The 25,588-nt window shown below is 40.5% G+C and carries 23 protein-coding genes; 1 reads left to right on the top strand and 22 read right to left on the bottom strand.

Going from position 1 to position 25,588, the window contains the following annotated elements; genetic code table 11:
- Positions 1 to 15 precede the first annotated feature (15 nt).
- The 7 genes from NBH03_RS13975 to NBH03_RS13945 all read right to left on the bottom strand — a co-directional run bounded on the left by NBH03_RS13975 (position 16) and on the right by NBH03_RS13945 (position 10,950).
- Entirely contained in the window at positions 16 to 1,899 is a 1,884-nt protein-coding gene (locus NBH03_RS13975; RefSeq protein ID WP_250799935.1) for a L,D-transpeptidase family protein, read from the bottom strand.
- A 64-nt stretch (positions 1,900 to 1,963) separates the two neighbouring features.
- Complete coding sequence (locus NBH03_RS13970) at positions 1,964 to 3,085, bottom strand: CDP-glycerol glycerophosphotransferase family protein (RefSeq protein WP_250799934.1); 1,122 nt, start codon at positions 3,083 to 3,085, stop codon at positions 1,964 to 1,966.
- Positions 3,086 to 3,100: 15 nt separating this feature from the next.
- Positions 3,101 to 5,701, bottom strand: a complete 2,601-nt coding sequence (locus tag NBH03_RS13965) for a CDP-glycerol glycerophosphotransferase family protein (protein ID WP_250799933.1) — start codon at positions 5,699 to 5,701, stop codon at positions 3,101 to 3,103.
- An 11-nt stretch (positions 5,702 to 5,712) separates the two neighbouring features.
- Positions 5,713 to 6,789, bottom strand: a complete 1,077-nt coding sequence (locus tag NBH03_RS13960) for an NAD-dependent epimerase/dehydratase family protein (protein ID WP_250799932.1) — start codon at positions 6,787 to 6,789, stop codon at positions 5,713 to 5,715.
- Positions 6,789 to 7,526, bottom strand: a complete 738-nt coding sequence (locus NBH03_RS13955) for an IspD/TarI family cytidylyltransferase (protein WP_250799931.1) — start codon at positions 7,524 to 7,526, stop codon at positions 6,789 to 6,791. The genes NBH03_RS13960 and NBH03_RS13955 overlap by 1 nt, the downstream gene beginning before the upstream one ends.
- The gene (locus tag NBH03_RS13950; protein WP_250799930.1) at positions 7,523 to 8,782 is read right to left on the bottom strand and encodes a CDP-glycerol glycerophosphotransferase family protein; all 1,260 of its coding nucleotides are present in this window, start codon (positions 8,780 to 8,782) and stop codon (positions 7,523 to 7,525) included. Before NBH03_RS13950 ends, NBH03_RS13955 begins: the two co-directional genes overlap by 4 nt.
- The gene (locus NBH03_RS13945) at positions 8,779 to 10,950 is read right to left on the bottom strand and encodes a glycosyltransferase-like membrane protein (RefSeq protein ID WP_250799929.1); all 2,172 of its coding nucleotides are present in this window, start codon (positions 10,948 to 10,950) and stop codon (positions 8,779 to 8,781) included. The genes NBH03_RS13950 and NBH03_RS13945 overlap by 4 nt, the downstream gene beginning before the upstream one ends.
- A gap of 183 nt (positions 10,951 to 11,133) precedes the next feature.
- On the opposite strand from NBH03_RS13945, the gene NBH03_RS13940 reads away from it, so the two are divergent.
- Complete coding sequence (locus tag NBH03_RS13940) at positions 11,134 to 14,664, top strand: DUF6270 domain-containing protein (protein ID WP_250799928.1); 3,531 nt, start codon at positions 11,134 to 11,136, stop codon at positions 14,662 to 14,664.
- A gap of 64 nt (positions 14,665 to 14,728) precedes the next feature.
- On the opposite strand, the gene atpC is transcribed toward NBH03_RS13940, so the two are convergent.
- The 15 genes from atpC to NBH03_RS13865 all read right to left on the bottom strand — a co-directional run bounded on the left by atpC (position 14,729) and on the right by NBH03_RS13865 (position 25,567).
- Positions 14,729 to 15,139, bottom strand: a complete 411-nt coding sequence (gene atpC, locus NBH03_RS13935; protein ID WP_215689114.1) for an ATP synthase F1 subunit epsilon — start codon at positions 15,137 to 15,139, stop codon at positions 14,729 to 14,731.
- A gap of 16 nt (positions 15,140 to 15,155) precedes the next feature.
- Positions 15,156 to 16,544 (bottom strand): F0F1 ATP synthase subunit beta, encoded by a 1,389-nt coding sequence (gene atpD / locus NBH03_RS13930; RefSeq protein ID WP_015513218.1) that lies wholly within the window; start codon positions 16,542 to 16,544, stop codon positions 15,156 to 15,158.
- 23 nt (positions 16,545 to 16,567) lie between these two features.
- Entirely contained in the window at positions 16,568 to 17,434 is an 867-nt protein-coding gene (gene atpG / locus NBH03_RS13925) for an ATP synthase F1 subunit gamma (protein WP_015513217.1), read from the bottom strand.
- Positions 17,435 to 17,440: 6 nt separating this feature from the next.
- Positions 17,441 to 18,961 carry a F0F1 ATP synthase subunit alpha gene (atpA, locus tag NBH03_RS13920; RefSeq protein ID WP_015513216.1) on the bottom strand — a complete coding sequence of 507 codons (1,521 nt, stop codon included), beginning with the start codon at positions 18,959 to 18,961 and terminating at the stop codon, positions 17,441 to 17,443.
- Between the two features lie 21 nt (positions 18,962 to 18,982).
- On the bottom strand, positions 18,983 to 19,522 hold the full coding sequence (gene atpH / locus NBH03_RS13915; RefSeq protein WP_015513215.1) for an ATP synthase F1 subunit delta: 540 nt from the start codon (positions 19,520 to 19,522) through the stop codon (positions 18,983 to 18,985).
- Positions 19,510 to 19,992, bottom strand: coding sequence for a F0F1 ATP synthase subunit B (locus NBH03_RS13910; protein WP_250799927.1), 483 nt, complete (start codon positions 19,990 to 19,992; stop codon positions 19,510 to 19,512). Before NBH03_RS13910 ends, atpH begins: the two co-directional genes overlap by 13 nt.
- Positions 19,980 to 20,495 carry a F0F1 ATP synthase subunit B gene (locus NBH03_RS13905; RefSeq protein ID WP_250799926.1) on the bottom strand — a complete coding sequence of 172 codons (516 nt, stop codon included), beginning with the start codon at positions 20,493 to 20,495 and terminating at the stop codon, positions 19,980 to 19,982. The genes NBH03_RS13910 and NBH03_RS13905 overlap by 13 nt, the downstream gene beginning before the upstream one ends.
- Positions 20,496 to 20,557: 62 nt before the next feature.
- A complete protein-coding gene (atpE, locus tag NBH03_RS13900; protein ID WP_250799925.1) occupies positions 20,558 to 20,824 on the bottom strand; it encodes an ATP synthase F0 subunit C in 267 nt (88 codons plus the stop codon).
- 45 nt (positions 20,825 to 20,869) lie between these two features.
- Complete coding sequence (atpB, locus tag NBH03_RS13895; protein ID WP_250799924.1) at positions 20,870 to 21,565, bottom strand: F0F1 ATP synthase subunit A; 696 nt, start codon at positions 21,563 to 21,565, stop codon at positions 20,870 to 20,872.
- Positions 21,566 to 21,569: 4 nt separating this feature from the next.
- Complete coding sequence (locus NBH03_RS13890) at positions 21,570 to 22,001, bottom strand: ATP synthase subunit I (RefSeq protein ID WP_117528591.1); 432 nt, start codon at positions 21,999 to 22,001, stop codon at positions 21,570 to 21,572.
- Positions 21,952 to 22,227 carry an AtpZ/AtpI family protein gene (locus NBH03_RS13885; RefSeq protein ID WP_015513210.1) on the bottom strand — a complete coding sequence of 92 codons (276 nt, stop codon included), beginning with the start codon at positions 22,225 to 22,227 and terminating at the stop codon, positions 21,952 to 21,954. The genes NBH03_RS13890 and NBH03_RS13885 overlap by 50 nt, the downstream gene beginning before the upstream one ends.
- 220 nt (positions 22,228 to 22,447) lie before the next feature.
- Entirely contained in the window at positions 22,448 to 22,933 is a 486-nt protein-coding gene (locus NBH03_RS13880; RefSeq protein WP_250799923.1) for a deoxycytidylate deaminase, read from the bottom strand.
- Positions 22,934 to 23,026: 93 nt separating this feature from the next.
- Entirely contained in the window at positions 23,027 to 23,455 is a 429-nt protein-coding gene (gene rpiB, locus NBH03_RS13875; protein ID WP_015513208.1) for a ribose 5-phosphate isomerase B, read from the bottom strand.
- An 81-nt stretch (positions 23,456 to 23,536) separates the two neighbouring features.
- Positions 23,537 to 24,592 (bottom strand): L-threonylcarbamoyladenylate synthase, encoded by a 1,056-nt coding sequence (locus NBH03_RS13870; protein ID WP_284703471.1) that lies wholly within the window; start codon positions 24,590 to 24,592, stop codon positions 23,537 to 23,539.
- Positions 24,593 to 24,604: 12 nt separating this feature from the next.
- A complete protein-coding gene (locus tag NBH03_RS13865) occupies positions 24,605 to 25,567 on the bottom strand; it encodes a glycosyltransferase family 2 protein (RefSeq protein WP_250799943.1) in 963 nt (320 codons plus the stop codon).
- Positions 25,568 to 25,588: the final 21 nt, after the last annotated feature.

Raw genomic sequence — 25,588 nt, 5'->3', positions numbered from 1 at the left:
TACCTTCTCCTGTGTTTAGTGGCAACCTCTCTGCTGGCATTTATAATACATATTTGGATCCGTTGGATCCCATGTATGCCAGGAAGGCAGCTTGTAAGCCGTTGGTCTTCCCAATGGGCCATACGTCGATCTGTCACTGTAAATAACAACCTTTGTCTCTAACGCACAATGATCATAAATCCATTTAGCATCACCTGCTGTTAAACGAATACAGCCATGTGAAACCTGTTTACCAAGATTATTATAAGCACTGACAGAAAGTGTATTATTATTATTAGCAGAATTATAATAAACCGAATGGAATAAATAATCACCTGTGATCTGTGTTACCCACTGTCCCCAGCTAGGCCCCATCATACGCAGCCATCTCCACTTATCCGGTGTATAGAATGTACCTGTCGGCGTATCTGCACCTGTTGAACAAATAAATGCTACAAGCGGAACAGTATAGGAACCATCTCCATACTGAATATAGACAGTTACCGCATTCATCGGCTTATTAACCTTAATCACATAAGATGAGGCATTATTAAAAGCAGAACGCAAATCCTTCACTTGCTTGCCATTTGAATCGTACGCCAACCAATAACCATTTGACTTCTTAAATGTATATGGTTTCATAACACCGGTCTTCTGCTCAAAATAGTAAGCATTGCTGCCAACTGCCTGCCATCCGTATTTCATACGGCCATTGGATTGATAATAATATTTTTTACCTGAATGGGAAGTCAGTCCAGTTGCCATAACACCGGTTTTATTCTTGAAATAATACCAATATCCGCTGATTTTCTTTTCGCCGTAAGTCATCTGACCATTAGATTGATAATAATATGTATGGCCATTGTGTTTGGACCAACCTGTTGCCATAACACCGGTACGTTCATGGAAGTAATACCATTTGCCGTCAATTTTCTTTTCACCATAAGTCATCCAGCCATTTAACTGATAGTAATATGTATGGTTATTGTGTTTGGACCATCCGGTTGCCATGATACCGCTTTTTTCTTTAAAATAGTACCAGTGGCCATCAATTTTGGCTTCACCATAAGTCATCTGACCATTTGCCTGGTAATAGTACATATGATCATTGTGCTGTGACCAACCTGTTGCCATTTCACCATTTTCATTAAAATAGTACCAGAAACCATCAATCTTTTTCTCTCCGATTACCTTTTTGCCATTTCCTTTATTCAGATAATATGTCTTATCACCTTCCTGTTTCCAGCCATAATACATATGTCCCTGTTCATCATAATAATAATCCGCATTATGATGATTAATCCAGCGTCCTGCTACAAACTGACCGTTCTCATCAAAGTAATACCAGAAACCGTCAATCTTACATTCTGAAGATTTGAGCATAATGCCTGTTTCAGGATGAAAATAATACTGCACGCCATTCACATTCTGCCAACCATACAGACGCTTACCATCCTCGCCATAGTCATACAGGTTGCCCGGATTCTGACTCTGTTCCGTTAAGCCTGTAGCCATCATTCCATTTTCATGGAAATAGTACCAACTGCCGTCGATATTCTGCTCTCCAACAACATAATTATTGTCAATATAATATCTTCTGCCTCCATCTTCGTCCTGCCAGCCCTGCTTCATCTCCGCTGGAGGATCCGCTGGCGGTTCTGTCGGTTCTACTGCCGGATCCCCTGATTCAGGGACATCCGCTGAATTTACCGAATAGCTATTACCATTCTGATCATTGACAACTTGTGAATCTGCCGGATTCTGTACATTATCAGCAGCACCATTCTCCTCAACTATTGTCGCTTCAGTATTCGATTCACCTGTCATACCAGCTTCTGATGCAAAAACATTGCCGCAATTAAGGGCCAATACAAAAGCACCTGTCAAAATCATTGTTTTCCATCTTGATGATTTTTTCATATAACTTATCCCCTCTCTACTTATGCATAAGCTGTGCTGATTGTTTCTTTTTTATATAATAAAATTATGAATAAAGACTCAGCTTTTTTAAAATTTTATCCGTTGCATGACCATCACAGGCCCCCATATACTCCTGATAGCATTTTACCAAATCAGAGGAATACGGCAGCCAGGCCTGCTCCCTCATTGCCGCTTCCAGCGCATCCGAAGACGTGATTACAGGTGCCGGGAGGCTTTCATATTCCAGGTAAAAGCCTCTTTGCTGCTTATATTCTTCCAAATCCGGTGCATACAGCAAAAACGATTTCTGATAAATCAAGTAATCATATACAACAGACGAGTAATCCGTTATCAGCAAATCTGTTACAGCAAATAATTCTTCTGTCGAAAAATCGCAATGATACATAGGATAATTTTTTTCCATATGCGGATGTACTTTGATAATAAAAAACCATTCTTTTTCCAGATGTTTCATAATATCTAAAATGCCAGACTCTATTCCTCTATTATACGGATGTGCTGCATTTCCCTCAAACGATGGTGCATAGACACATATTTTTTTATTTCTCGCCTCCGGATATCGTTGATAAAAACGACATTTATTATCCGCATTCCATTCCTTATCAAAATAAATATCTGTACGCGCCAGTCCCAATGCCTTTGCAGTTCCCTGAGAAAGATGCAATGCCTTTTCCCAAACAGCTTCACAACATGGCGCACTCACCGTTACCAAATCGTAATTGGCTGTAGGGTTTCCTTTATAATATTTTGGAATATCCTCTGTAGTATCATACCCCATCTTCTTCATCAGGCCGCCAGAATGCCAAAGCTGTACAACTGTTGTTTCCTTGCGTTTCCGACAGGATGAAACAGGTAAAAAGTAGCTATTAATAAAAACATATTCTGCCTGTGCATAAACCTGCATAAATTCTTTCATAAAAGCAATCATTCTCCACACTGGCATTGTCTGAATATCTTCACAATACAGTTGAATATCATATCCGCCATTCTTCAGTTTTTGATATACCGGTTTCATATTCCCTGTAAGTTCCGTGTGATGTGCATCCGCAAATAATATTTTCCCCTTCTTAACCGGCTTTTTACATGCCTTTTGGTAGATATAGGGCAAATATTTATTTTGGATCACCATCTTGACATATTGTTTTAATGTAAAAAGAACACTCAACCCGCTTCTCCTTTATCAGCGATTCTTATCAATTACCCGCTGCTGATAGTCTATCATAACATCATATATACGCTGACAGTTGTTATTATCATTAAAAGCAAAGAAATCATCTGCGCGTTTCCTATACTTTTCTTTCATAACACAATCATGCTGCATATAATCAATCAGCAAATCAATTAGCTCATCATTATCATGTGTAATTTCACCAAAAGCCATTGTATCATAATGGAATGTCCCTTCTTCGTAATGTGCTTCCAAATCACGATGATGATGATAAATTAATGGTTTTCTCAAATATGCGAAATCGAACTGAACACCACTGTAATCGGTTACCATTAAACTGGACTCACAAAACAGCTTTTCATAACTCATCTCACCTGTAGATGGAATAATTTCGACATATTCATTTTTATCGAAGTCTTCTGCCTGCGGACTAACAATCGGATGTAAAACATAAGCAATCTTATATCCGTACTCTTTAGCCGCCTGAATTAAACGTTTGTCATTAATCAAAGAATTATAAACTTTAAAATATTCCGTTTCTTTAAAGTTAGGATTATAATCTCTTGCCACACCTTCGTTCTTACTTACTAACAAAGCAGATTGCATTCGCCATGTTGGTGAAATTAAAATTTGCTTTTGATTTCTATCTACTAACCCATCATAACGCGGAACACCTGTCAGCTTCAAAGCGTCATATCCATTATAATTGTAGACCGGCTTGGACAAATTTTCAATCTCATATTTGGATGCACAGAAATACAAACGTGTATTGTCACGTAATCTCTGCTGAGCCAGTGCAATTTTCTGAACCGACAACCCATGCTGTACACAAACCACATGAAAGTCCGTAATTCCTCTGACGTATTTTGAATTTTTCATATGGAAATCATTAAATGCAAATACTGTTGAATTAGATACTATCATCATATCCGCATTCAGGAAAACCAATCGATGCATAATACTTGATCTCTTCAACGGATGATATCCTTCTCGCTTCATACGTTTATAATCAACCGCATTTTTATCTAATAAATAGTATTTCTTAATGCCGTCTTTCTTCTGCATTGCATATTTGTATAAGTATTCTGACGAATCGCCGCCTTTATATATCTTATCATAAAACATCCAAATCTTCTTACGTTTAAAGTAAGGTCGTGTCAGAACATATCCCACGCGTACTAAAAGCAGCATTAGCTCATGCTTTGTATGTTTGGAAAGCATTTCTTTCCACATTTTTAATTCAAGTTTTACCATTGCCTTCCATTTATAAGGATCAATCATAATGGTAGACGGATTTCTTGTGGCAATAAAATTACCAAAATGCCAATACGAACTGGCCGGATCATTAGATAATCTGGAAGTATGCGATTTATATTCCGTAAGAACAACATATTCCTTATTCTCATATTGTACAAAAAATTGCAGTTCCTGATGTTCTCCTGTTGTTTTCAGCGGAATTGAAGCATGAAAGCTGAATCGCTTATAAGCCGAAACACCAAAATACTTTGTCAGAGAATAGCCTTCATTAAAAACAACATCATATCTTACTCCGTTTAATCGGAAATAGTATGCTACCTTTTCACGGCTGAAATGATCCGGAACAGAAGCATCAATCTCCAATCTGCCATCCACATAATTCATAAAAAGAATATTTACTCTCATTTTATTCAGCAAATAAATAACATTTTCTTTATAAATAATGCAGAGTGTTGTTCGCTCACATAAATACTGTTCATCCAACTGTGGAACATCATATTTAATACGCAAAAGCATTCTATTAAACTGGTAATTCTTAGAATAATAATTGCAGTCATGCAGGTTCATGATGACTGCATCATCAAGATATACTAAAACACGTCTTAACAAATTTAAATACTCTGGAATTTCATGTTCTGCTATCACATGTTTATTTCGGTTATTGGAATTCGCGTCAAATCTGCACTTCATCACATACATGGCATAATATTGCACAAACAACGGAATCTTTCCATTTATTTTCTCTGCTTCAATAAGCAGCGGAATCAAAAAGTCCGTCATACTTTCAAAATACCACTCTTTGAAATATACCCCCTGATAACACTGAAACTGGCTGGCATCCGGCTGGCTATACTCATAATCCAGTAATTCCTGAATTTCCACTGTATGTTTCATTGCCAGACGCATCAGAAAATCGGCTTCCATATCTCCACCGAGATGTCCCTGCAAAGCCAAACCCTTGGCCATTTTTATATTAACCAATGTTCCTGCCAAAATATCTGTATAAGGCATCATTTCCAATTGTTTTTTGCTTAATAAAAGCTTGTTAGCAACTGTCTTATCCATCCAGATAAAACTTTTCCTGCCTGAAATATAAGCCGCATTAGAGTTTTTAAGTACATGCCAGAGTTTTTCTACATAATCTGCTGCAAAACGATCGCCTGCATCTACAATAAGCAGACCTCCTTCATCATTCTCTTGCAGAATACGATTAAATATTTCAGCATAATTACTGATATCTGCATGAATAAACTCACTGTCAGTTATATGCTGCAAAGATTGATGCAAAAGTTGCTCTGCATCATGACATGACTCTGTGCTTCCACGGTCTCTATAAATAACATATAATTTACCCATTTTCTAAACCTTTATCTTTCCATCCACTTAATCATTCTTCGGTAAGATTCTGCAAGATCAACTTCCGGCTGCCATCCAAGCGCTCTTATCTTAGAAGCATCCAACCACATTTTCACACCAGGCGCATACCCCAAAGAACTATTGTCTTTTGGGACATCTATAACGACCTGAATTTTATTATCTGCAATCTCATTAACAACAAGCTCTGCCATCTGACGAATTGTCATATGACTTTTTTCATTGGCAATATTATAAGATTGGCCCGCACTTCCTTCTGTAAGAAGCATTATAATTGCTTTCACGGCATCTCTTGTATAAACATAATTGCCTTCTGAAGTGCCCATTGTATGCAACACAATATTCTGACCATTCATTGCACTTCTTGCAAATTGTGCAAATACCCGATTCTCCGTTGGAAGAATACCCGGTCCAAATGTTTGTGCCAGCCTTGCACTTTTTACATTTAACCCATACTGTGAAGCATACGCTGTACAAAGACATTCACACATACGTTTTCCTTCCGGATAACAGCTTCTGACTGATGAAATATCAATGTAGCCGTAATCCTGTTCACCTGTTTTTCCCTCTTTGGATGGCTGACCGTATATTTCCATTGACGATATATAAATAAAGGATGTACACTTCTTATCAACCGCAAACTGCAGCATCTTATCCGTTCCATTAACTGCAGTTCGTATATTGTCTACAGGATTGGATACCATTAATTTTGAAGTGGTCACTGCCGCCGCATGAATGATATAATCACAATCTCCTTCTATCTGAATTTTATCACCCAGCTCATCCTTTTCCAGGTCTGCAATGACACATTTTAACTCAGCTGCACCAACACAATCTGAAAATATTGTATTTGCCTTTTCAATACTTCGTACTAACGCATAAACCTTCATTCCTAAATGGTGGATCTGATTACAGTACAAAAATGTCTTTACCAACAAAGAACCTATCAGGCCTGTTGCCCCAGTTATTAAAATGCTTTTCCCACGAAATTGCTCAAATGCAAGATTACTCTTTGACAGAATTTCCAAATCCTCATCCAAAACAGACTTCATCTCTCTCTTCTCCTCCATTACTTATCTTCCGCTTCAAATCCAAATATTTGTGCTTCTTCCTTCGCATCCAAAAGTGCACGCATCGTATAAAAATCATCCGGTGTCGTAATTTTAATATTTTCCTGAGGGCCATCAATCAGATATAACTTATGGCCATAGTACTGCATCATCGAACAGGAATCAATAAAATCATCTTTTCCCTCTGTAATTGCGCGTCGATGCAATCCGATAATTTCGTCCAGATAAAAACTCTGTGGTGCTCTGGCCAATCTTGTATCCTTTCGATTTGGTACTTCTTTAATCGAATTATCCTCAGAAACAACTAATACAGTTTCTTTTACTGCCACGCTGGTAATTGCCGATCCATGCTCTCTCACAGATTGCAAATTGTCATCAATTGTCTTTTTGTAAATCATTGGTCTCACACCATCATGAATCAATACTATAGATTTTTCCTGCCCAGCGACCTGCTTCGCTGCCTGTAAGCCATGATAAATAGACTCCTGTCCACTCCTGCCTCCCGGAACAATTTTTTTCACCTTTTTTAAATTATACTTCTCTATAAGTTCCTGTAAATACGGAATCCATTCTTCCAGGCACGCAACCACAATGGCATCAATATCCGGATGACTGTCAAATACTTCCAACGTATGAATAATAATCGGCTTACCATATACATTTAAAAATTGTTTTGGTTTTACACGGCTGTTCATTCGTTTTCCCACGCCGCCTGCAAAAATAACACCTATATTCATTCTCCTAACCTCCTAAGCAATGTCTGTATTAATCGTACAGTTCTTTTTGAAGCTTTTCCATCGTCTACAGATCCCTTTTCCTGTAAAAAACGAGTAACTCTGTTACTATATTCTTCTGCATCAAAATTAATAATATTCCGTTCTAATTCTTCATTATTTCTTGCAACAGTAAATGGCGTTGCTGTTAAAGGATAATATAATCCTCTTTCTATATCATATCTCTGTTCATTAATTGCATAGATAAATCCGGGCTTATAAGTCAATATAAAGTCAAAAACAGCACTTGAATAATCCGTAATTAAGGCATCTGCGACCACCATTAATTCCTGAATATCCGGATACAGCGACACATCCACTATCTTCTCTGTCTTTGGCACTATCTCCCGAGCTTTTTCACGCATTTTGGGATGAATACGAATAAGCATTATCCAATTCTCCCTATATCGCTTTTCGAAAGCACTGATAACCCGTTGATAATCCATTTCAAATTTCTCGGTGGTGTCACTTTCACGATAAGTCGGTACATAAAGTACCGTCTTTATACCTTTCGGTATACCAATACTATCTCTAACAGCCCCCATAACATCTTTTTTATCGCTTATTAAAATGTCATTTCTTGGATGACCATATTCAAGAATTGTACGGACATGCCAAAAAGCACTTTTATAAACATCTGTTTCAAACTTACTGTTCGAAATCCAATAATCCGTATACGATGAACTTAGTTCTGCCATCTTCAGCCAATTCTGTGCTTTTCGAATAAACGGACTATTGTTCTCAATTTTCTTAATGCCTAATGACCCATGCCATGTCTGGATAAAAAACTGGCCTTCTTTCTTGCGAAGTCCCTTGTAAAGGTAGGGCACCATATGAATATTGCAAATCCATATAGCCGCTGTAGCATACTCATACATTGCCTCATCAGATAAATATTCCACCAACCGCACTTGAGACGGAAATTCATGTCTATGCTTCTCAACATTCCGAACTGTCCATACAATTTCCGTGTCAGAACATTCTCTTATCAATTCTTCTGTGATATATTTCCCGTTGCATCCGTAACCGCTTCCCATATAATTATCAAAAATAATCTTTCTGGGATTAACTGGCAGATTCGCCCATTTTTTATTGTATTTTCTTGTCATCAAAATTCTGATACTCAAAGGTGTATTCTTCACTGTATATACATGATAATCCCCTTCAATATGATAATCAACGACTTTTTTGACTATATCTTTAATTTTTTTGATATTCATCTTCTTGTCTCCTGCCGCTCTCTTTCCACCGCTTTCTGTTCTTTTAAAATATACACAAAACATAAAATTGATATTACAGCATACGTTCCATTAAAAAGCATTCTCCTTCCAAAGGTAAAATATGGTTGCTTTACTGAATAACTGACATCCATATTCAAATCATTGACAAAATCTCCGGCGCCATCAACAATCAACTGTCCTCTATAAGAATCCAAGAAGTATGTATTTCTGATATAGAAGTGAATATCACCATATGACGTCTGATTCTTTCGGATCGTCAAATAATAATGATTATCACACTGTATCTTATCAAAATCAAGCGTGATTCTACGTTTCTTAATATCATCCGCTTTTACATTCTTCTCTGCCAGCAGTCTCTTATTGCTGTCCAGTATTGAAATCGTATAATCCGATATAATCCCCTCTTCCTCATCTATCCCTGCCATCAGCGTAATTCTATTAAATGCCTTTTCCACATAGAAATCCTGGCAAAGACTCCCAGTCATTTCAATGGGATCGCTCTCTCTTGAATTATACATTGTGTTAATTCGATAGTAATTAAATGTCGCTTTTGTCCTGCACATATAATCCCCACACAAAAATACGACAGCAATCATCACAATCAAAATATTATTAATAAAACGGCGTTTTGCCGACAACGCAGGTACAGGAATCTCTTTCTCCACCGTCTGTCCAAGTCCTTCCTGCGCTAAAATAAACATTGGCAGCAAAAAGGCGGCTGAATATATATCCTTTGCCTCCCATATCATATAAAAAGCAATGCCTCCGGCCAGCGTTACAAGCATAGTAAAATAAAGCACAGAAAACTTTTGAGCCCCCAATTGTTGCAGGCAAAACAAAATGATCCCAAATATGATCAAAAATCGGTATGCCTGACAATAAATTTCAAAGAACTGCCGATGTGTTCCACCAATCAATTCGTAGAGATAACTGTTAATTTCTCCATGCGATAATCGATTATTAAGTGTTGAATATCCATCTGACCAGGTAATCACGGTCTTTTTCATCCACAAACCGACCGTTCCCGAAACACCAAGTTCTTTATAATTCTCTATTGTTTCATTGCGAAAGATTTCCGCCTGCTCATCTACATCCGGATGCTCTACTATAATATTCCATGCATCCTTATTGCTCTCTAAATCTCCTGTTCCATGAGATCCCATAGACAACCAAAATACTAATGGAAAATTTTTTCCTTGAATTTCTCCAAAATAGTGCTCCTTAACCATTGAAATTACGGAATACATCATCACTGCTGATAAAAGTGTTACAACTCCTGTCAAGAAAATCTTCTTAAACATCTTGTGTTTATAAATAAGTACAGGGGTTGTTATTACCATCGCAATGACAGGAAATACTGTTGTCGGTCTTAATTCATATCCGGCAACTACTAATCCCCCCATTAATATTCCTAATACAATTTCCTTCCATTTGGATTCACATTGATAAATTTTAACAGCTGTATAAATAATTCCCATCATAACTGGCAAACTAAATGTCAATGAATATATCCAAAAAACAAGGCAATAATAAAGCGGATTAAGTACACATAAAATCAGCACTTTATTAGCCGTCCTGATATGTACGCACTCTTTAAGGATTAACCAGGTAAAAAACACGCTCAATAAGATAGCTGCCATATTCAACACAAAAAAAAGTATTAATATGCCAGATAAACTTAAGAAAGAAAATACTTTCAATATAAATGAAAATATCAATGTCAATGTATAGTTATTGCCATAGGCCCCTACAAATTTAATATGATAGTTGTCTCCGAGTACAGCACCATGAGACACAATCCATGCAGCCGTATCTATGTCATCATAGCTATCTGTAATCGGCCTCGGATGCATGGAAATAATGAATATTAAAAATACAATCGTCATTATAACAAAACATAAAACAGTCACTATACGCTGTTTTTTCGGAGCTGTCCGATCTATATAATCAATCACTCTAAACAGTGCCCTAATAACAATAAATAACTGTGCACATACAATCATGCCCAAAATAAAAAGAAAGGGTGTATTACTACCATCTGACAAACTAATCTGCGAAAACTGAAACAAATTTCCGCCTGCAATAATTAAAAAAATACACGTCATAACTGCTAAAATAACTTTCTGCAGCCATGTATATATCTTCATAAATAAACTCCTCCTTTTATCGAAGAAAATACACCTTTAACTTAGCTATTATACCATGTCCTTTATACGTAATTCAAGAGTTTCTATACTCACGAAATCGCCCGGCTTGCAAATCAAGCTCAAATATGTTATACATTATATGTGAATTTGTCTAATATCTTTAAAATAAAAGGAGACACAAAAATGAGCAATTCAAAATCTCTTCTGCTGTTTGGCGGCAGAATTTGTCAAGAACTTCATCGTAGAAACTTTTTTCCTGATGAATACCAAATAACCTATATTGATAAAATGTTGAGCACCAGGAATTTTCCAAATGCTGCCCTCCCTGCCAAAGCAACCGATCTGCCATACGATTTTATTGTTATAGATTTCCAAGCGTTGATTGAAGAATGCATTACCCGTTCACTGTCTCAGGAAGAAGCTCTTACGTGGATGGACAAATTTTCCTCTGACATTGCGTTGCATTTTTCAGCTAATCAAATTCTGCTTTTACACGTATTTCGTCCACAATATTATATTGTCAAAAATCGAATCCGCTCCAAAACTGCCAATGACTATATACCGCTCATTCAAGCAATAGAGCAGGCCTTTCATGACAAAATTGCATGCCACACAATTTCTCTTCATAACTGTTATTTTTCCTTTAAACCCTATGGCCAGAAATTAGCGCTTTATCGATTCGAAGATGCTTATTATCATGAAATAGTATACCGAATCGACACATGGTTTCAAACACAAACAGATATATTTGACACAGAACCCTACTTTCCATATAGTTTAGACAGGTTTCTGTCTTATTTTGATACACTGGAAAAGAAAGCATTTAACCTTTTTTTAGATCAGACACATATATTGGAAGATTTTGTATTATGTTCATCCCCGGAATTTTTATCAAAGCATCAAGCTGCCCTTTTATATCTCGCAAACGACAACAATACGAATCAATCCATTCAAGTTTATCTTAAAAAGCTTCAGAATCAGCATTTTGATAGTATTTCCGAATTATGTCAGGTATTGCAGGCTTTTGATGCGGTTCGCCGTCATAAATATAATCAAAAAAACATCGTCTATAACTGCCTTTTTTCAAATGGTTTTCGAATCCCATCACTTTTAAATGCAATTCAAAAATGGGCCAAACCGCAGTTGAATCAATTAGGTCTCACCCATAGAAAACAGATTACTTTTCAAAATTATGGTGCCTGGTTTGCATTCATGCAAACATCCGATATAAAAGCATTTGAAAATGCAGCCTCGGCATTACACTATGAAAAGGATATATTACGTCCCGTTGTTGTTGACCTCTGGGGATCCTGCATTTCCCGAACTAATTTAAATTTTGATGACGAAAAAAACTTCGTAACATCTATTTATCTTTTTCAGGTACCGCCTTTTGTCGAAACTACGCCCGCAAAATATGATAAGCAGGCCATTGCAAAATACACCTCATCCTGGTATGACCAAATTGCACAGGATGAGCTGTCAGGAACATTTATGAAAAAACTCAATGATTCTCCCGGTGAATGGTTATTAGTTGACTTTTTCAGTTTATCCAGTCCCAGAGCCCACCGTATCGGTGATCATTATTTTACCGATTTTAGAGGTCTTATTGCTGATGCGCTGCATGCAGAAAAATATTCATTTTTGGATGATATGCCAATTTCCGAATTGCAGCGTCGCCTGCGTATTTATGCCCAGGCTTTAAAGCAAAGATACGGCAGTCATATTATTATGATTCAATGTAAACGTCAGGATACTTTTCTTTCACAAGAATCTGAAATTAAAAAGTTTTCTGATAAAGTCATTGAAAAAAACAAAAAAGCCAATCCTCTTATGTATGAAATGTCTCAATATTTTGTACAGTTGACCAATTGCTATTATATTAATGTTACCGGAAGTTACATTTCCGATGAAACAGGTTTTATGAATCTCGAAGATGTCCATTACCAAAACGCCTGTTATGAAGAAACTTTAGACTACATCCGTTATATTGTCAAAAATAAACCTAAACAGAAATATTTTATTGGAAAGAAAAAAAGAGTCGGTTTACGCTTTCCTTCCCTTTGCAGTAAAGATACTTCCTTTATAACCCCTCTTTTTGCCCTTGCTTTTCAACAGTTTCTTGATAATCACAATATCGACAACACAATTATTAACGATCAATCACTATATGCTGCCAGCATCATACCTTCCAATAATATTTCGGTTTCTGAAAAATTTACAGCTAAACATATCAGAAGAACACGTTCATCTTATCTTCCGGATATGTTAGAGTTTACAACCCCGGGATGTGATTGTTGTATAGATGCCGAAAGTCTTCTTAATTGTCAACCGGAGCATAAAATATCTCTTTTATTATTGCAGGATAAAAATTTTTATCACCAGATTCTGTCAAAACCTTCAGTGGAAAATTTTGTATTTCTGCATATAACATCAGAAAAGGGGCTTCATATGATCGAACAAGCCCACCGTTATGCACTTGATCATCATACAGATATCTTTATTTTCGATGAGTGTCAAGAAACCTTGGATAAATCTTTCTGCGGTACTCAGATAGTTTATAACTGTTTAACCAATATCAGTATTGAAGAATGGTTGGGATATCTTTATTATGCTCAATATATTTTTACAGATTCTTCCTACGCCGCGGCTATTGGACTGACTTGTGGGAAAAATATGACTGCTGATTGTGCATTTCTGCCATCAATGACCACATCAGATGAATCTGTTCAATCCGGCTATATACAAGAAAAATGCAATATTATTGAAAATTTGATTTTAACCACTATTGAAAAAGCTGCTCATAAAATATCTACCCCATCTTCCAATGAGCAGTCCAACGTTGATAATCTTATATATCCTGTTCGTTTTTGCAGCTATTCAGAATTGCCTGACACTGATGAACACTGCATTCATTATCAATCAAATAATTTTGATGAATTTTTGAAAACAGACTATGGATATATCTATCAGCCCAAAGACTATTATCTATCAAATGATGGTACTTCCATCCCATTAAATAATCCCTTTACGCGCGATGGATATCATTTCTTAGGATGGAATATTTTGGTAAAAATCAATACATGTTATTTCTGGTATTTACAATCCGGTGGTCTAGTTCCTCAAAGTGATTATAAATGGCATGAAGATGCACAGCTATATCGCTTCTTTAATAATCAGGCGATTCCTCACTTACCATTAAAACATATTAAAGAAGTCATCTTATGCGCATCCTGGGAGAAAAACAATAAAGAAAATGCTTTTAATATATACTATTACACAGCAAAACCTCACAAATCTCTTTCATGGAAATACGACCAGAAGGATGGGCAAATGGTCCGCAATCCAAGTGGTTCTTATGAATATCGCTGTACCAGTCAGTACTTATACAATGATGGCTCCAATATTCTCAAACCAAATGCTTATCAACAGAAAGATTATATTTTTTCCGGTTGGAAAATCCGTGTTAAAATTGATGGTCAATGGTATTGGTATATGTCCGACGGAACATTGCAATCAGAAACACTATCTGCTTCTACCAAAAATTTTGCATCTTTAAAAGCAATTTTGCCTGACCAAGGCACACTTCCCTGCATGCCGATGAACAATATTCGTTTGGTCATAGCAGAAGCTGTATGGACGCCGCAAGCTAAACAATCACATCTTAATAAAGCAGACCGTTTTTTACACAGGTTGTATCATAAATTATTGAAATAAAAAAGCAGCTGCCGATATCCAACTGGTATATAAATATCAGTTGTTATCGACAGCTGTCTTTTTTTTACCACTCTCTGGTAAGTAATTCAATTCGAGCTGCGGCACGGGCCCATGCACGTCTTGCGCGGGCAATATCCGTATCCGGACCTGGATTAGTGATACGCTCTCTCGCACGGGAAAGCGCAGCTTTTGCTCTATCCAGATCGACTTCCTCTGGCCATTCGGCAATTTCCGCCATGATGCTGATCTTGTCTGGCTGTATTTCTACAAAACCATCATGAATCGCAATATGTCGGATACTTCCGTCAGCCTTTGTGATATGAGTAACTCCCGGCGCCATCATGACAGTCACCGGAATATGTCCCGGAAGGACGCCAATCTCGCCTTCCGCAGTTCTCATTTCAACCATTTTGACAGATTCATCACACATCAGACGATCCGGTGTAATGATCTGCAGCTGCATCAAGGCTTCCATATCTCATCCTCCAGACTTATTTCACTTTGGCAAGAACGTCATCAATATTACCTGCCATCAGGAAATAGCTTTCAGGAATATCATCGTATTTACCTGCAATGATTTCCTTGAAGCCCTGGATTGTCTCAGACAGCGGTACATAACGTCCTTTCAGACCTGTAAACTGTTCGCCTACGAAGAAAGGCTGGGACAGGAATCTCTGAACCTTACGTGCTCTGGATACAACCAGCTTATCTTCTTCTGAAAGTTCATCCATACCAAGAATAGCGATAATATCCTGTAATTCTTTATAACGCTGAAGAATCTCCTGTACGCTTCTGGCAACACGGTAATGTTCTTCACCAACAATATGCGGATCCAACATACGTGATGTGGATTCCAGCGGATCAACGGCCGGATAAATACCCAGCTCAACGATGGAACGTGAAAGTACCGTCGTTGCATCCAGATGGGTGAATGTCGTTGCCGGAGCAGGGTCTGTTAAGTCATCGGCAGGTACATATACAGCCTGTACGGATGTAATGGAACCTGTCTTTGTAGATGTGATACGCTCCTGAAGCGCACCCATTTCCGTCTGCAGTGTCGGCTGATAACCAACGGCACTAGGTACACGGCCCAACAGAGCAGATACCTCTGAACCAGCCTGTGTAAAACGGAAAATATTGTCAATGAAAAGCAGCACGTCTTTGCCGGTATCACGGAAATGTTCTGCCATTGTCAGTCCTGTCAGACCGACACGCATTCTTGAGCCAGGTGGCTCATTCATCTGTCCGAATACCATGGTTGTCTTGTTGATAACACCGGATTCAGACATTTCTGTGTAAAGGTCATTACCTTCACGGGTACGCTCGCCTACACCTGTGAATACAGAGTAGCCGCCGTGCTCTGTTGCGATATTACGGATCAGCTCCTGGATCAGGACGGTCTTCCCTACACCGGCACCACCGAACAGACCGATCTTACCACCCTTCTGATAAGGGCAAAGTAAGTCAACGACTTTGATACCTGTTTCAAGGATTTCCTGCTCATCAGACAGATCTTCAAAAGCAGGTGGTTTTCTATGAATCGGCAGGTGTTCTTCAGCCTGTGGAGCTTCTTTATTATCAATTGCTTCACCGAGAACGTTGAAAATACGTCCCAGTGTCTTTTCACCTACAGGCACCGTAATAGGGCCGCCTGTAGCGATAGCCTCCATACCACGCACAAGACCATCAGTAGGTCCCATGGAAATACAGCGGACAGTATCATCACCCAGATGCTGAGCAACTTCAACAACAAGTGTTGAGCCGTCTTTTCTGGTAATGCGGATGGCATCGTTTATCTCAGGAAGATTTCCGTCGGCAAACTTGATATCCAGTACCGCACCGATAATCTGAGTGATTTTGCCAATACTATGCTCTGCCATATGCTGCTATCACTCCCTTCTGTTTATTTAAGCGCTTCTGCACCGGATACGATTTCGGTAATTTCCTGTGTAATCGCACCCTGTCTTGCTCTGTTATAGCTTAATGTCAGATTCTCAATCATATCCTCTGCATTGCTTGTTGCATTATCCATGGCTGTCATACGGGCACCGTTCTCAGAGGCAACGGCATCCATCATACCACCGTAAATAACACTATTGATATACTTCGGAATGACTGCATCCAGTACTTCTTCCGGTTCCGGCTCAAAATTCATCAGAAGCAGTGGTCCGTCTTTCTTCTCTTCGGCTGTTTCCTCTTCAGGAACAGCTACAGGCAGAAGACGGATCATCTTCGGAATATGAGTGATCGTATTCTTGAAGACCGTATAGGCCATCCAGATTTCACCCACTTCACCGGACGAAAAGGCATTCAGCACATCACGGCCGATATCCATTGCTGCACGATACGTTGGTGCTTCAATGACATCGCCGTAATCCTTTGCTACGGCATAACCTTTTTTGGAGAGATTGTCACGTCCTTTACTACCTACTGTGTAAAGCTGCACATCTGCAGGATTAAAACCGACACTGGTAACAGCCTTTTCAACATTACTGTTGTAGCCGCCGGCAAGGCCGCGATTGGACGTAATGACAATAACTGCCTTTTTCTGAGATTCACCCTGCATCAGATAACGATGGTGAATATTGCCTGATCTTGACAGGATAGAAGACACTGTCTCATACATCTTGTCAAAATACGGACGGGTGGTTTCAGCTTTGACTTTCGCCTTCTGAAACTTAACCGTAGAAACCAGTTTCATGGCTTTTGTAATCTGAGCCGTACTCTGAATACTGGTTTTGCGTCGTTTAATTTCTCTCATTGAGGCCATGCTTTATCACCTCTTATTTTCTTCCAGAAATACCTTCTTGTACTCTGTGATTGCCTTTACAAGACCTGCTTCGATATCTTCTGTCAGTACCTTTTCTGTACGGATAGCTGCCAGAACATCATCGCATTTGCTGTCCATGTATTCAAGCAGACCCTTTTCAAAGTCAAGTACCTGATCTACAGGAATATCTGTCAGATGTCTTCTTGTAACGGCATAAATCATAACAACCTGCTTCTCAACCGGCATTGGCTGATACTGAGGCTGTTTCAGTATCTGCTGGATACGTTCACCCTGTGCCAGGTTCTGCAGTGTATCCGCATCCAGATCGGAACCGAACTGTGCGAAGGACTGCAGCTCTCTGAACTGAGCAAGCTCTGTACGGATAGGACCGGCAATCTTCTTCATTGCCTTGATCTGCGCATCACCACCAACTCGGCTGACAGAAAGTCCGGCATTGATCGCTGGTCTGAAACCTGAGTTGAACATTTCTGTTTCAAGGTAGATCTGTCCGTCTGTGATGGAGATAACGTTCGTCGGAATATACGCAGATACGTCGCCTGCCTGTGTTTCAATGATCGGAAGTGCAGTCAATGAACCGCCGCCCAGATCATCGGACAGTCTGGAAGCACGTTCCAGAAGTCTTGAATGCAAGTAGAAAACGTCACCTGGGTATGCTTCACGCCCTGGTGGTCTGCGGAGAAGCAAGGAAAGTGTACGATAAGCAGCAGCATGCTTTGTCAAGTCATCATAAACAATGAGGACATCCTTGCCCTGCTCCATCCACTCTTCACCGATCGCACAGCCCGCATATGGCGCGATATACTGCAATGGTGCAAGTTCGGATGCTGTTGCTGCAACAACAACTGTATAATCCATGGCTCCGAAGGATTCCAGTGTGTGTACAATAGAAGATACTGTCGACTGTTTCTGACCAATTGCAACATAGATACAAAGGACATCCTGTCCTTTCTGATTGATAATCGTATCAAGGGCAATGGCTGTCTTACCAGTCTGTCTGTCACCGATAATCAGCTCACGCTGACCACGGCCAATCGGGATCATGGCGTCAATCGCCTTAATTCCTGTCTGTAACGGTGTATCGACTTTCTTTCTCTCGATAACGCCATGGGCTACTCTCTCAATCTGTCGGAAAGCATTGGTATCAATAGGGCCTTTGCCATCGATTGGCTGACCAAGAGCATTGACAACACGTCCAAGCATTGCGTCACCAACCGGTACCTCAACTACTCGTCCTGTTGTCTTAACAACGTCTCCCTCATTGATATTTCTGTTGCTGCCGAGCAAAACGGCACCAACATTATCTTCCTCCAGGTTCATGACCATACCATAAACGTCACCCGGGAATTCAAGAAGTTCGCCCTGCATCGCATTCTCAAGTCCGTGAATACGCGCAATACCATCCGCTACCTGAACAACTGTACCAATATCTGATACTTCAAGTTCTGATTTATATCTCTTAATCTGTTCTTTAATAACTGAACTAATTTCTTCAGGTCTTAAATTCATGGAGCTTTTGGCACCTTCTTTCTAGCTGTTTAATATAGCCTTCGTCAGAGTATTGATCTGGGTCCGGATACTATTATCGGCAACCTTGTCACCGATCCGGATAACCAATCCTCCAATGATCTCAGGATCTACCTGATAATTAATCTCAATGGAGACATCACCCGTTGTCTCCAAAAGCCGTTTTTCAACGGCCGCCTTCTGCGCATCACTCAATGCACAGGCACTGGTCACATCTGCTATGCCAATATGCTGATACTTTCTGACAGCATCCAGGAAATAATCAATCATTCCCATAAGAAAATGCTGTCTTCCCGCCTGAATAACGGTAACAAAGAAGCCGGTCACACTGTCAGAGGCTCTGCCATCCAGACAGTTTCTCATAACTTCCACTTTCTCTTCCCTCGTAATCTGAGGATGGTCCAGTAAAACCATGAATTCAGGGTTCTCAGCAATGGCTTCTTTGATGCTTCTTACTTCATCGGCATACTGTTCTACCTTGCCTTCTTCAAGGCTCAGCTGAAACAATGCCTCTCCATATGTCTTATCAATTAATTCTGCCATGTTGATTCACCCATCTCATCCAGCATTTCCTGAATATATACCGCCTGCTTCTTGTCATCAAGAGTTTCTGCTGCCAGCTTGCATGCTGTGATAGATGCAGCCATGATCATATCATGTCTGACCTCTTCCATAAGCTTCGTCTTCTTCAACTCAGCTTCTCTCTTCGCACGGGCAATCACTCTGTCAGCCTCCTGCTGTCCATCCAGCAGAATTCTCTCTTCCATCTGTGCAGCTTTCCTGCGTGTATTCTCAAGAATATCAGCCCTTTCACTTTCAAAATCAGCCAGTCTGTGCTCATAATCATTCTTAAGAGCCAGTGCTTCTTCTTTACTCATACGGGCTGTGTTGATGTCATCAGCAATCCGTTCCTGACGCTTAGTCAGCATTCCGGACAGCATATCCGAGACAAGGTATCCTATCAGGAAAAACAGGATGAACACATTGATCGCTGTAACAATTAATTCAACCATGCTCCACCACCCATTTCCTTCAGCGCTTCCTCAAGAAGAACTTCTCCGCGCTGTGGATCAGCCTGATCTGCAAACCGTCCTGTCATTGCAAGTGCCAGTCCGCACATCTCTTTTCTCACATCCGCTTTGATACGCTGTTTTTCAGATACTGTTTCCCTGTCTGCCTGTTCCATGATTGCAGAGGCTTCTGACTTCGCCTGGTCAATAATGGCATCCTGCTGCTTCATTGCAGCTTTTCTGGATGCGGATAGAATCTCTTCGGCTTCTTTGTGTACAGCCTTCAGCTTTTCTTCATAAGCCGCCTTTGATACCTCGGCTGCTTCCTGAAGCTGCTGTGCTTCATCTCTGTCTGCTGCCACTGCCTGCTTTCTCTGTTCAAGGAATGCACGCACCGGCTTAAAGAAGAGCCTGCTCATGATGGCGTACATGATCATAATCACAACAAACAGTACAAACGCATCGAACAGGAGCTGCACGTCAAGCCCAAACAATCTGTCCTCCAAGTTTAAGCCTCCTTTCAGAATATCTCTGTTTTATATTGTTGCTTAAACAATATTGTCTGATCTTACAGTTTGCCCAATAATGGGTTGGCGAAGAGCAGGATCAGAGCGATAACCAGACCATAAAGACCTGTTGTCTCGGCAACGGCCTGACCAAGAATCATTGTCTTCATGATATCACCCTTAGCACCCGGGTTACGTCCAACTGCAGATGCACCATGACCGGCTGCAATACCCTGGCCTACACCAGGTCCGATACCGGCAATAACAGCGAGGCCGGCGCCAATTGCTGAACACGCTAATACTAAACCTTCATTTGTTATACCATTCATTATATTTCCTCCTTAAAAAAATAAAATTTTGATTGTCCGGATATTTTATTCCGGCATTTTCTGGTAGATAAATGTCATTGACAGCATACAGAAGACATATGCCTGGATTGCTCCGGAGAATAAGTCAAGATATGCATGTAAGAATGACGGAATCACTACTGTTGCCAGCACAGGCAGCATGCCGTAATACAATGCCAGCATAATGGTTCCGGCCATGACATTACCAAACAGACGCAGCGACAGTGAAACCGGCGTTGCAAATTCGCTGATAATATTGAGTGGCAGGAATAATGGGATTGGATCCATCAGATCCTTCACATAGCCTCCAACACCCTTCCACTTGAATGCATTAAACTGAATCAAAACAAATGTGATCAATGCCAGCGGCAATGTCACACCGTAATCAGCAGTTGGCGGTCTGAGTCCGAAAAGACCCGAAATGTTGGAAAACAGAAGGAACATGAAAATTGTCAGGATATAGTTGGCATATTTGCCCCAATGCCTGAACATACTTGACTGGACCACGCCGTCCATCATTTCCACATAAAGCTCCGCAATGTTCTGTACCATTCCCGGCACCTCTGTTGCGTGCTTCATCTTGTTGTTGACAATCAGCCCTATGACCAGCATAAAAAGGCAGACAATCAGCAGGCAGACATGTGTTGTCGTCAACCAGACTTCATGGCCGAAAATGTTCAGAGGAACATATCCATGTACCATAAAGTCGACTTCATTGCCCATAACTTCACCTTCCTTTGCCAAAAATTCTGGTATAAATATACTTGTGAATCTGAGGACTCAGAATCGCAGCAGGCTTCATCGAAAACAATCCGATGACAGCTCCCGCCATGCCGGAAACACCCAGTCTGGTTGAAACAAGAAGCACTGCGATCATAATCAGATAACGAATACCATAATTACGTGCCGCATAAGCTCTTGCATCCTTCTCACCGTAATCCAGCTGCCGATCAAGTGTCACCGCCATATGCACGGCTCGGATTACGGAAGTCGCTGTACCAAGTACTGCACCCAACACAAAGGCTGCTTTATCCGGGGCCACAAACAGTCCCACAAATACTACCAGTATGCCAAATATCAGGATACCAAGAATCAGATCCGCAAGTGCTTCATTCTGAGTCTTTAAATTGCTCATCCAGTTGCTTTTTAAATGCTTCATCCTTCTTCTCTCTTTCTCCCTTCAACAATGGCTTTAACGTGATGAACATTGAACGAATAGATGCCATAATACCAAGAATCAGAAAAACAAGTGTCAGCCATCCTGTACCCAATCGCTTATCCAGCCAGATACCAATAAACAGACACATAAAAACAGGTACAAGCATATTGATGCTGAGCTGTGTGATCATCACAATCGCCTGTCCTATACCATGCTTATCTCTCATCCTCTCTCTCCCTTTTATGATTACTCTATCTGTTTCAAAATTCGCTCAATAATTATTTTAGCAAATTTTAATAAATATGTCTATAATTCTTTTGCATAGCGTCATGTTTACTATTTAACATGTCTACTGTATACATAATTCTGTATCTATTCAATGTATATATTGAACAGTTTGCACACAAACAATTCATGCAAACTGCTCAACGTTTGTTTATTGTTTTTTATACTGTTATCTTCAGTTCCCGCCTGCTCCGAATATAACGGCGATAATGAACACCCGCTGCATCCAGCATTTTTCGCGATGCTATAACAGCCGGTGTGTCACCATATTTATCCGAATCATAGATAATCTCTCGAATTCCGCTTTGGATAATCGCCTTGGAGCATTCGTTGCACGGAAACAATGACACATAAATTTTGCTTCCTTCCAGGCTGCCTCCGCGGTAATTCAAAATAGCATTCAATTCGCTGTGAGTAACATAAAAATACTTGGTATCCAATTCATCGCCTTCTCGGCTCCAGGGGAATACATCGTCCGAACACCCCCTCGGAAAACCATTATAACCAATGGACAGGATCTTATTATCCGGGCTGACAATGCAGGAACCAACCTGACTGTTCGGATCCTTAGATCTTAGCCCTGCAAGCTTTGCTACCCCCATAAAATACTCATCCCAGCTGATATAATCTTGCCTCTTTTCTGACATCTTTATCCTCCTTTTGTTCATTATTCATATAAACAGCAAAAATCACCCGTTAAAGGCAGGCACTGCCGCCTGCCCGGCGGATGATTTGATGCTTTAATGTTCAATCTTTGCAATTCTTCTCTTATGTCTTTCATCATTGGAAAATGGTGTATTCAGGAATGTATCCACAATCTTCAATGCAGTGCCCACACCAATGACACGTGCTCCCATACCAAGAATATTGGCATCATTATGCTCTCTTGTAGCTTCCGCCATAAAGCTGTTTGTACAGTTGGCCGCTCTGATTCCCTCATAACGGTTGGCTGCAATTGTAATACCAATGCCTGTACCGCAGATCAGAATACCTTTTTCACATTCACCTGCAAGAATTGCTTCTGCTACCTTTTTGGCATAATCCGGATAGTCACAGGAATCTGTGGAATAAGTACCGTAATTCTTATATTCCAGGCCGTGCTCCTCCAGATATTTTATCACTTCCTGCATCAGTTCATAACCACCATGATCACATCCAAGTGCTATCATTTTCTCATTCTCCTTTGTTATATATATTGTCCGGATACCCTTTGTCCATGCCTCCAGGCATCCGGCTGAGTACCTTAAATATTATACGCGGATCACATGATGTCCGGCCGCTTTCAGCAGGCGATTCATAATGGCCGCGCCAAGTCCGCCGCCGGCAAAACTCTCCGAATACATCTTCTGAACCCCCATCTCATCCATTTCACGAAGGACTTCATACAGATTAGCCGCAATGCTTTCCTCATGTTCTCTGGACCCGATATTGATCTTGCAGTCCGCATCATAAAGAGATAAATTCTCATCAGAAGCAATAACTGCTGTTTTTAATCCGGCTTCTGCATTCATCTTTGTTAAATGATTGATTGTCTCGGCCACTGCCTGCTTCTTTCCTTCCACAATAACCAGATCGCCCTTCGGTGCGTAATGCTTATATTTCATTCCCGGCGCCTTTGGACGAAGATTCGGATCCTCATGATCTGCAAGAATTGCCTTGTCAATGGTCACAGGGCCCACAGCCTCTTCCAGCATTTTCTTCGTTATATAGCCCGGGCGCAGAATCGTTGGTATCTCTCCGGTCAGATCCACAATGGTAGATTCCAATCCGATATCCACTTTGCCGCTGTCGATAATCATATCAATACGTCCATTCAAATCCTCATAGACATGCTGTGCAGTTGTCGGACTTGGCCTGCCTGATGTGTTGGCACTCGGTGCCGCAATATACACACCGGAGCTTCTGATCAATTCATAAGCTGTCGGATGCGATGGCATACGAATAGCAACTGTATCCAGACCACCTGTTGTTGCATAAGGCACCGCATCTGATTTAGGCATAATCATGGTCAATGGTCCCGGCCAAAAACGATCCGCCAGCAGTCTGGCTTTCTCAGGGACTTCCGATGCCAGTACTTTAAGCGCTTCCATATCTGCGATATGCACGATCAGCGGATTATCCGATGGCCGTCCCTTTGCCGCATAAATTCTGGCCGACGCTTCAGGATTCAGAGCATCTCCACCCAGTCCGTACACCGTTTCTGTCGGAAAAGCTACAAGTCCGCCCTTTTTCAGGATTTCTCCTGCCCTTTCCATAACTTCCGGTCTGCGATTATCATCATTGTACAACTCAACTATTGTTTTCAATTCTGTCACCTTCTATTTCTCTCCTGCCGTTTTCCCGTTATTCCCCGACTGCGTCTTTCCGCAGGTGGATGCAATAATAAAACGGGGGCGTCCCTTGACTTCATCATAAATCTTAGCAATATAATACCCGATAATTCCCAAACTGATCATGATAATACTTCCGGTAAAAAGCTGTATGATAATCACCGTTGTAAAACCGCCAAGCGCCACTCCTGATATCTTCTGCCCAAGTGCAATGGCACCAAGAACAACGGATACAATCAGCATGACAACGCCCAAAAATGTCACAATCTGCATCGGCGCAGCCGAGAATGATGTAATGTTGGAAATGGCATACCTGGTAAGGGCCTTCACAGACCACTTGGACTCACCGGCTTCCCGCTCCTGCACTTCAAAAGGAACCTCTGTTGTCTTAAATCCAACCCAGGATGAAAGAGCTCTGAAAAACGCATTCTTCTCCTTCATATTCAGGAGAACATTCACCGCTTTCCGATCCAGCAGCTTAAAATCAGATGCACGGCTCATATCAAATCCCGTCGCACTCCCAATCAATTTGTAAAAGCATGAAGCCGCAAATGTATGAACAGGACTTTCTTTGCCTCTGCTACTCTTTATGCCCTCAACAACTTCGTATCCTTCCTGCCAGAGCCGATACATTTCGACAATTTTCTCCGGCGGATGCTGCAGATCGCAGTCAATCACGACCACACAATCTCCCGCTGCTTCTGATAAACCGGCAAACATCGCCGATTCTTTGCCGAAATTTCTCGAAAAATTCAATCCGCGGATGCTTGGATTCTGATCCGCAGCTTCTTCTATACACTGCCAGCTAAGATCCCTGGAACCATCATTCACAAAAAGCAATTCATAGGAAATCTCTGCCTGCTCAAGTATCTCTGCAATTGTCGCTGCGGCTTTTGGTATCATCTCCTGCTCGTTATAAGCAGGTATAATGACTGACAGCAGGCCATTCATCCTATCGCTTCCTTTCATCAT

This window comes from Coprococcus intestinalis, assembly GCF_023656595.1.
Classification (GTDB): Bacteria; Bacillota; Clostridia; order Lachnospirales; family Lachnospiraceae; genus Coprococcus_A; species Coprococcus_A intestinihominis.
This window is presented reverse-complemented; position numbering and strand designations above follow the sequence as displayed.

What these genes read in the sequence shown, in the direction of transcription:
- NBH03_RS13975 (WP_250799935.1), bottom strand. Translation starts at nt 1,899, where the DNA reads ATGAAAAAATCATCAAGATGGAAAACAATGATTTTGACAGGTGCTTTT.
- NBH03_RS13965 (WP_250799933.1), bottom strand. Translation starts at nt 5,701, where the DNA reads ATGGGTAAATTATATGTTATTTATAGAGACCGTGGAAGCACAGAGTCA.
- NBH03_RS13960 (WP_250799932.1), bottom strand. Translation starts at nt 6,789, where the DNA reads ATGGAGGAGAAGAGAGAGATGAAGTCTGTTTTGGATGAGGATTTGGAA.
- NBH03_RS13955 (WP_250799931.1), bottom strand. Translation starts at nt 7,526, where the DNA reads ATGAATATAGGTGTTATTTTTGCAGGCGGCGTGGGAAAACGAATGAAC.
- NBH03_RS13950 (WP_250799930.1), bottom strand. Translation starts at nt 8,782, where the DNA reads ATGAATATCAAAAAAATTAAAGATATAGTCAAAAAAGTCGTTGATTAT.
- NBH03_RS13945 (WP_250799929.1), bottom strand. Translation starts at nt 10,950, where the DNA reads ATGAAGATATATACATGGCTGCAGAAAGTTATTTTAGCAGTTATGACG.
- NBH03_RS13940 (WP_250799928.1), top strand. Translation starts at nt 11,134, where the DNA reads ATGAGCAATTCAAAATCTCTTCTGCTGTTTGGCGGCAGAATTTGTCAA.
- atpC (WP_215689114.1), bottom strand. Translation starts at nt 15,139, where the DNA reads ATGGAAGCCTTGATGCAGCTGCAGATCATTACACCGGATCGTCTGATG.
- atpD (WP_015513218.1), bottom strand. Translation starts at nt 16,544, where the DNA reads ATGGCAGAGCATAGTATTGGCAAAATCACTCAGATTATCGGTGCGGTA.
- atpG (WP_015513217.1), bottom strand. Translation starts at nt 17,434, where the DNA reads ATGGCCTCAATGAGAGAAATTAAACGACGCAAAACCAGTATTCAGAGT.
- atpA (WP_015513216.1), bottom strand. Translation starts at nt 18,961, where the DNA reads ATGAATTTAAGACCTGAAGAAATTAGTTCAGTTATTAAAGAACAGATT.
- atpH (WP_015513215.1), bottom strand. Translation starts at nt 19,522, where the DNA reads ATGGCAGAATTAATTGATAAGACATATGGAGAGGCATTGTTTCAGCTG.
- NBH03_RS13910 (WP_250799927.1), bottom strand. Translation starts at nt 19,992, where the DNA reads ATGGTTGAATTAATTGTTACAGCGATCAATGTGTTCATCCTGTTTTTC.
- atpE (WP_250799925.1), bottom strand. Translation starts at nt 20,824, where the DNA reads ATGAATGGTATAACAAATGAAGGTTTAGTATTAGCGTGTTCAGCAATT.
- atpB (WP_250799924.1), bottom strand. Translation starts at nt 21,565, where the DNA reads ATGGGCAATGAAGTCGACTTTATGGTACATGGATATGTTCCTCTGAAC.
- NBH03_RS13890 (WP_117528591.1), bottom strand. Translation starts at nt 22,001, where the DNA reads ATGAAGCATTTAAAAAGCAACTGGATGAGCAATTTAAAGACTCAGAAT.
- NBH03_RS13885 (WP_015513210.1), bottom strand. Translation starts at nt 22,227, where the DNA reads ATGAGAGATAAGCATGGTATAGGACAGGCGATTGTGATGATCACACAG.
- NBH03_RS13880 (WP_250799923.1), bottom strand. Translation starts at nt 22,933, where the DNA reads ATGTCAGAAAAGAGGCAAGATTATATCAGCTGGGATGAGTATTTTATG.
- rpiB (WP_015513208.1), bottom strand. Translation starts at nt 23,455, where the DNA reads ATGATAGCACTTGGATGTGATCATGGTGGTTATGAACTGATGCAGGAA.
- NBH03_RS13865 (WP_250799943.1), bottom strand. Translation starts at nt 25,567, where the DNA reads ATGAATGGCCTGCTGTCAGTCATTATACCTGCTTATAACGAGCAGGAG.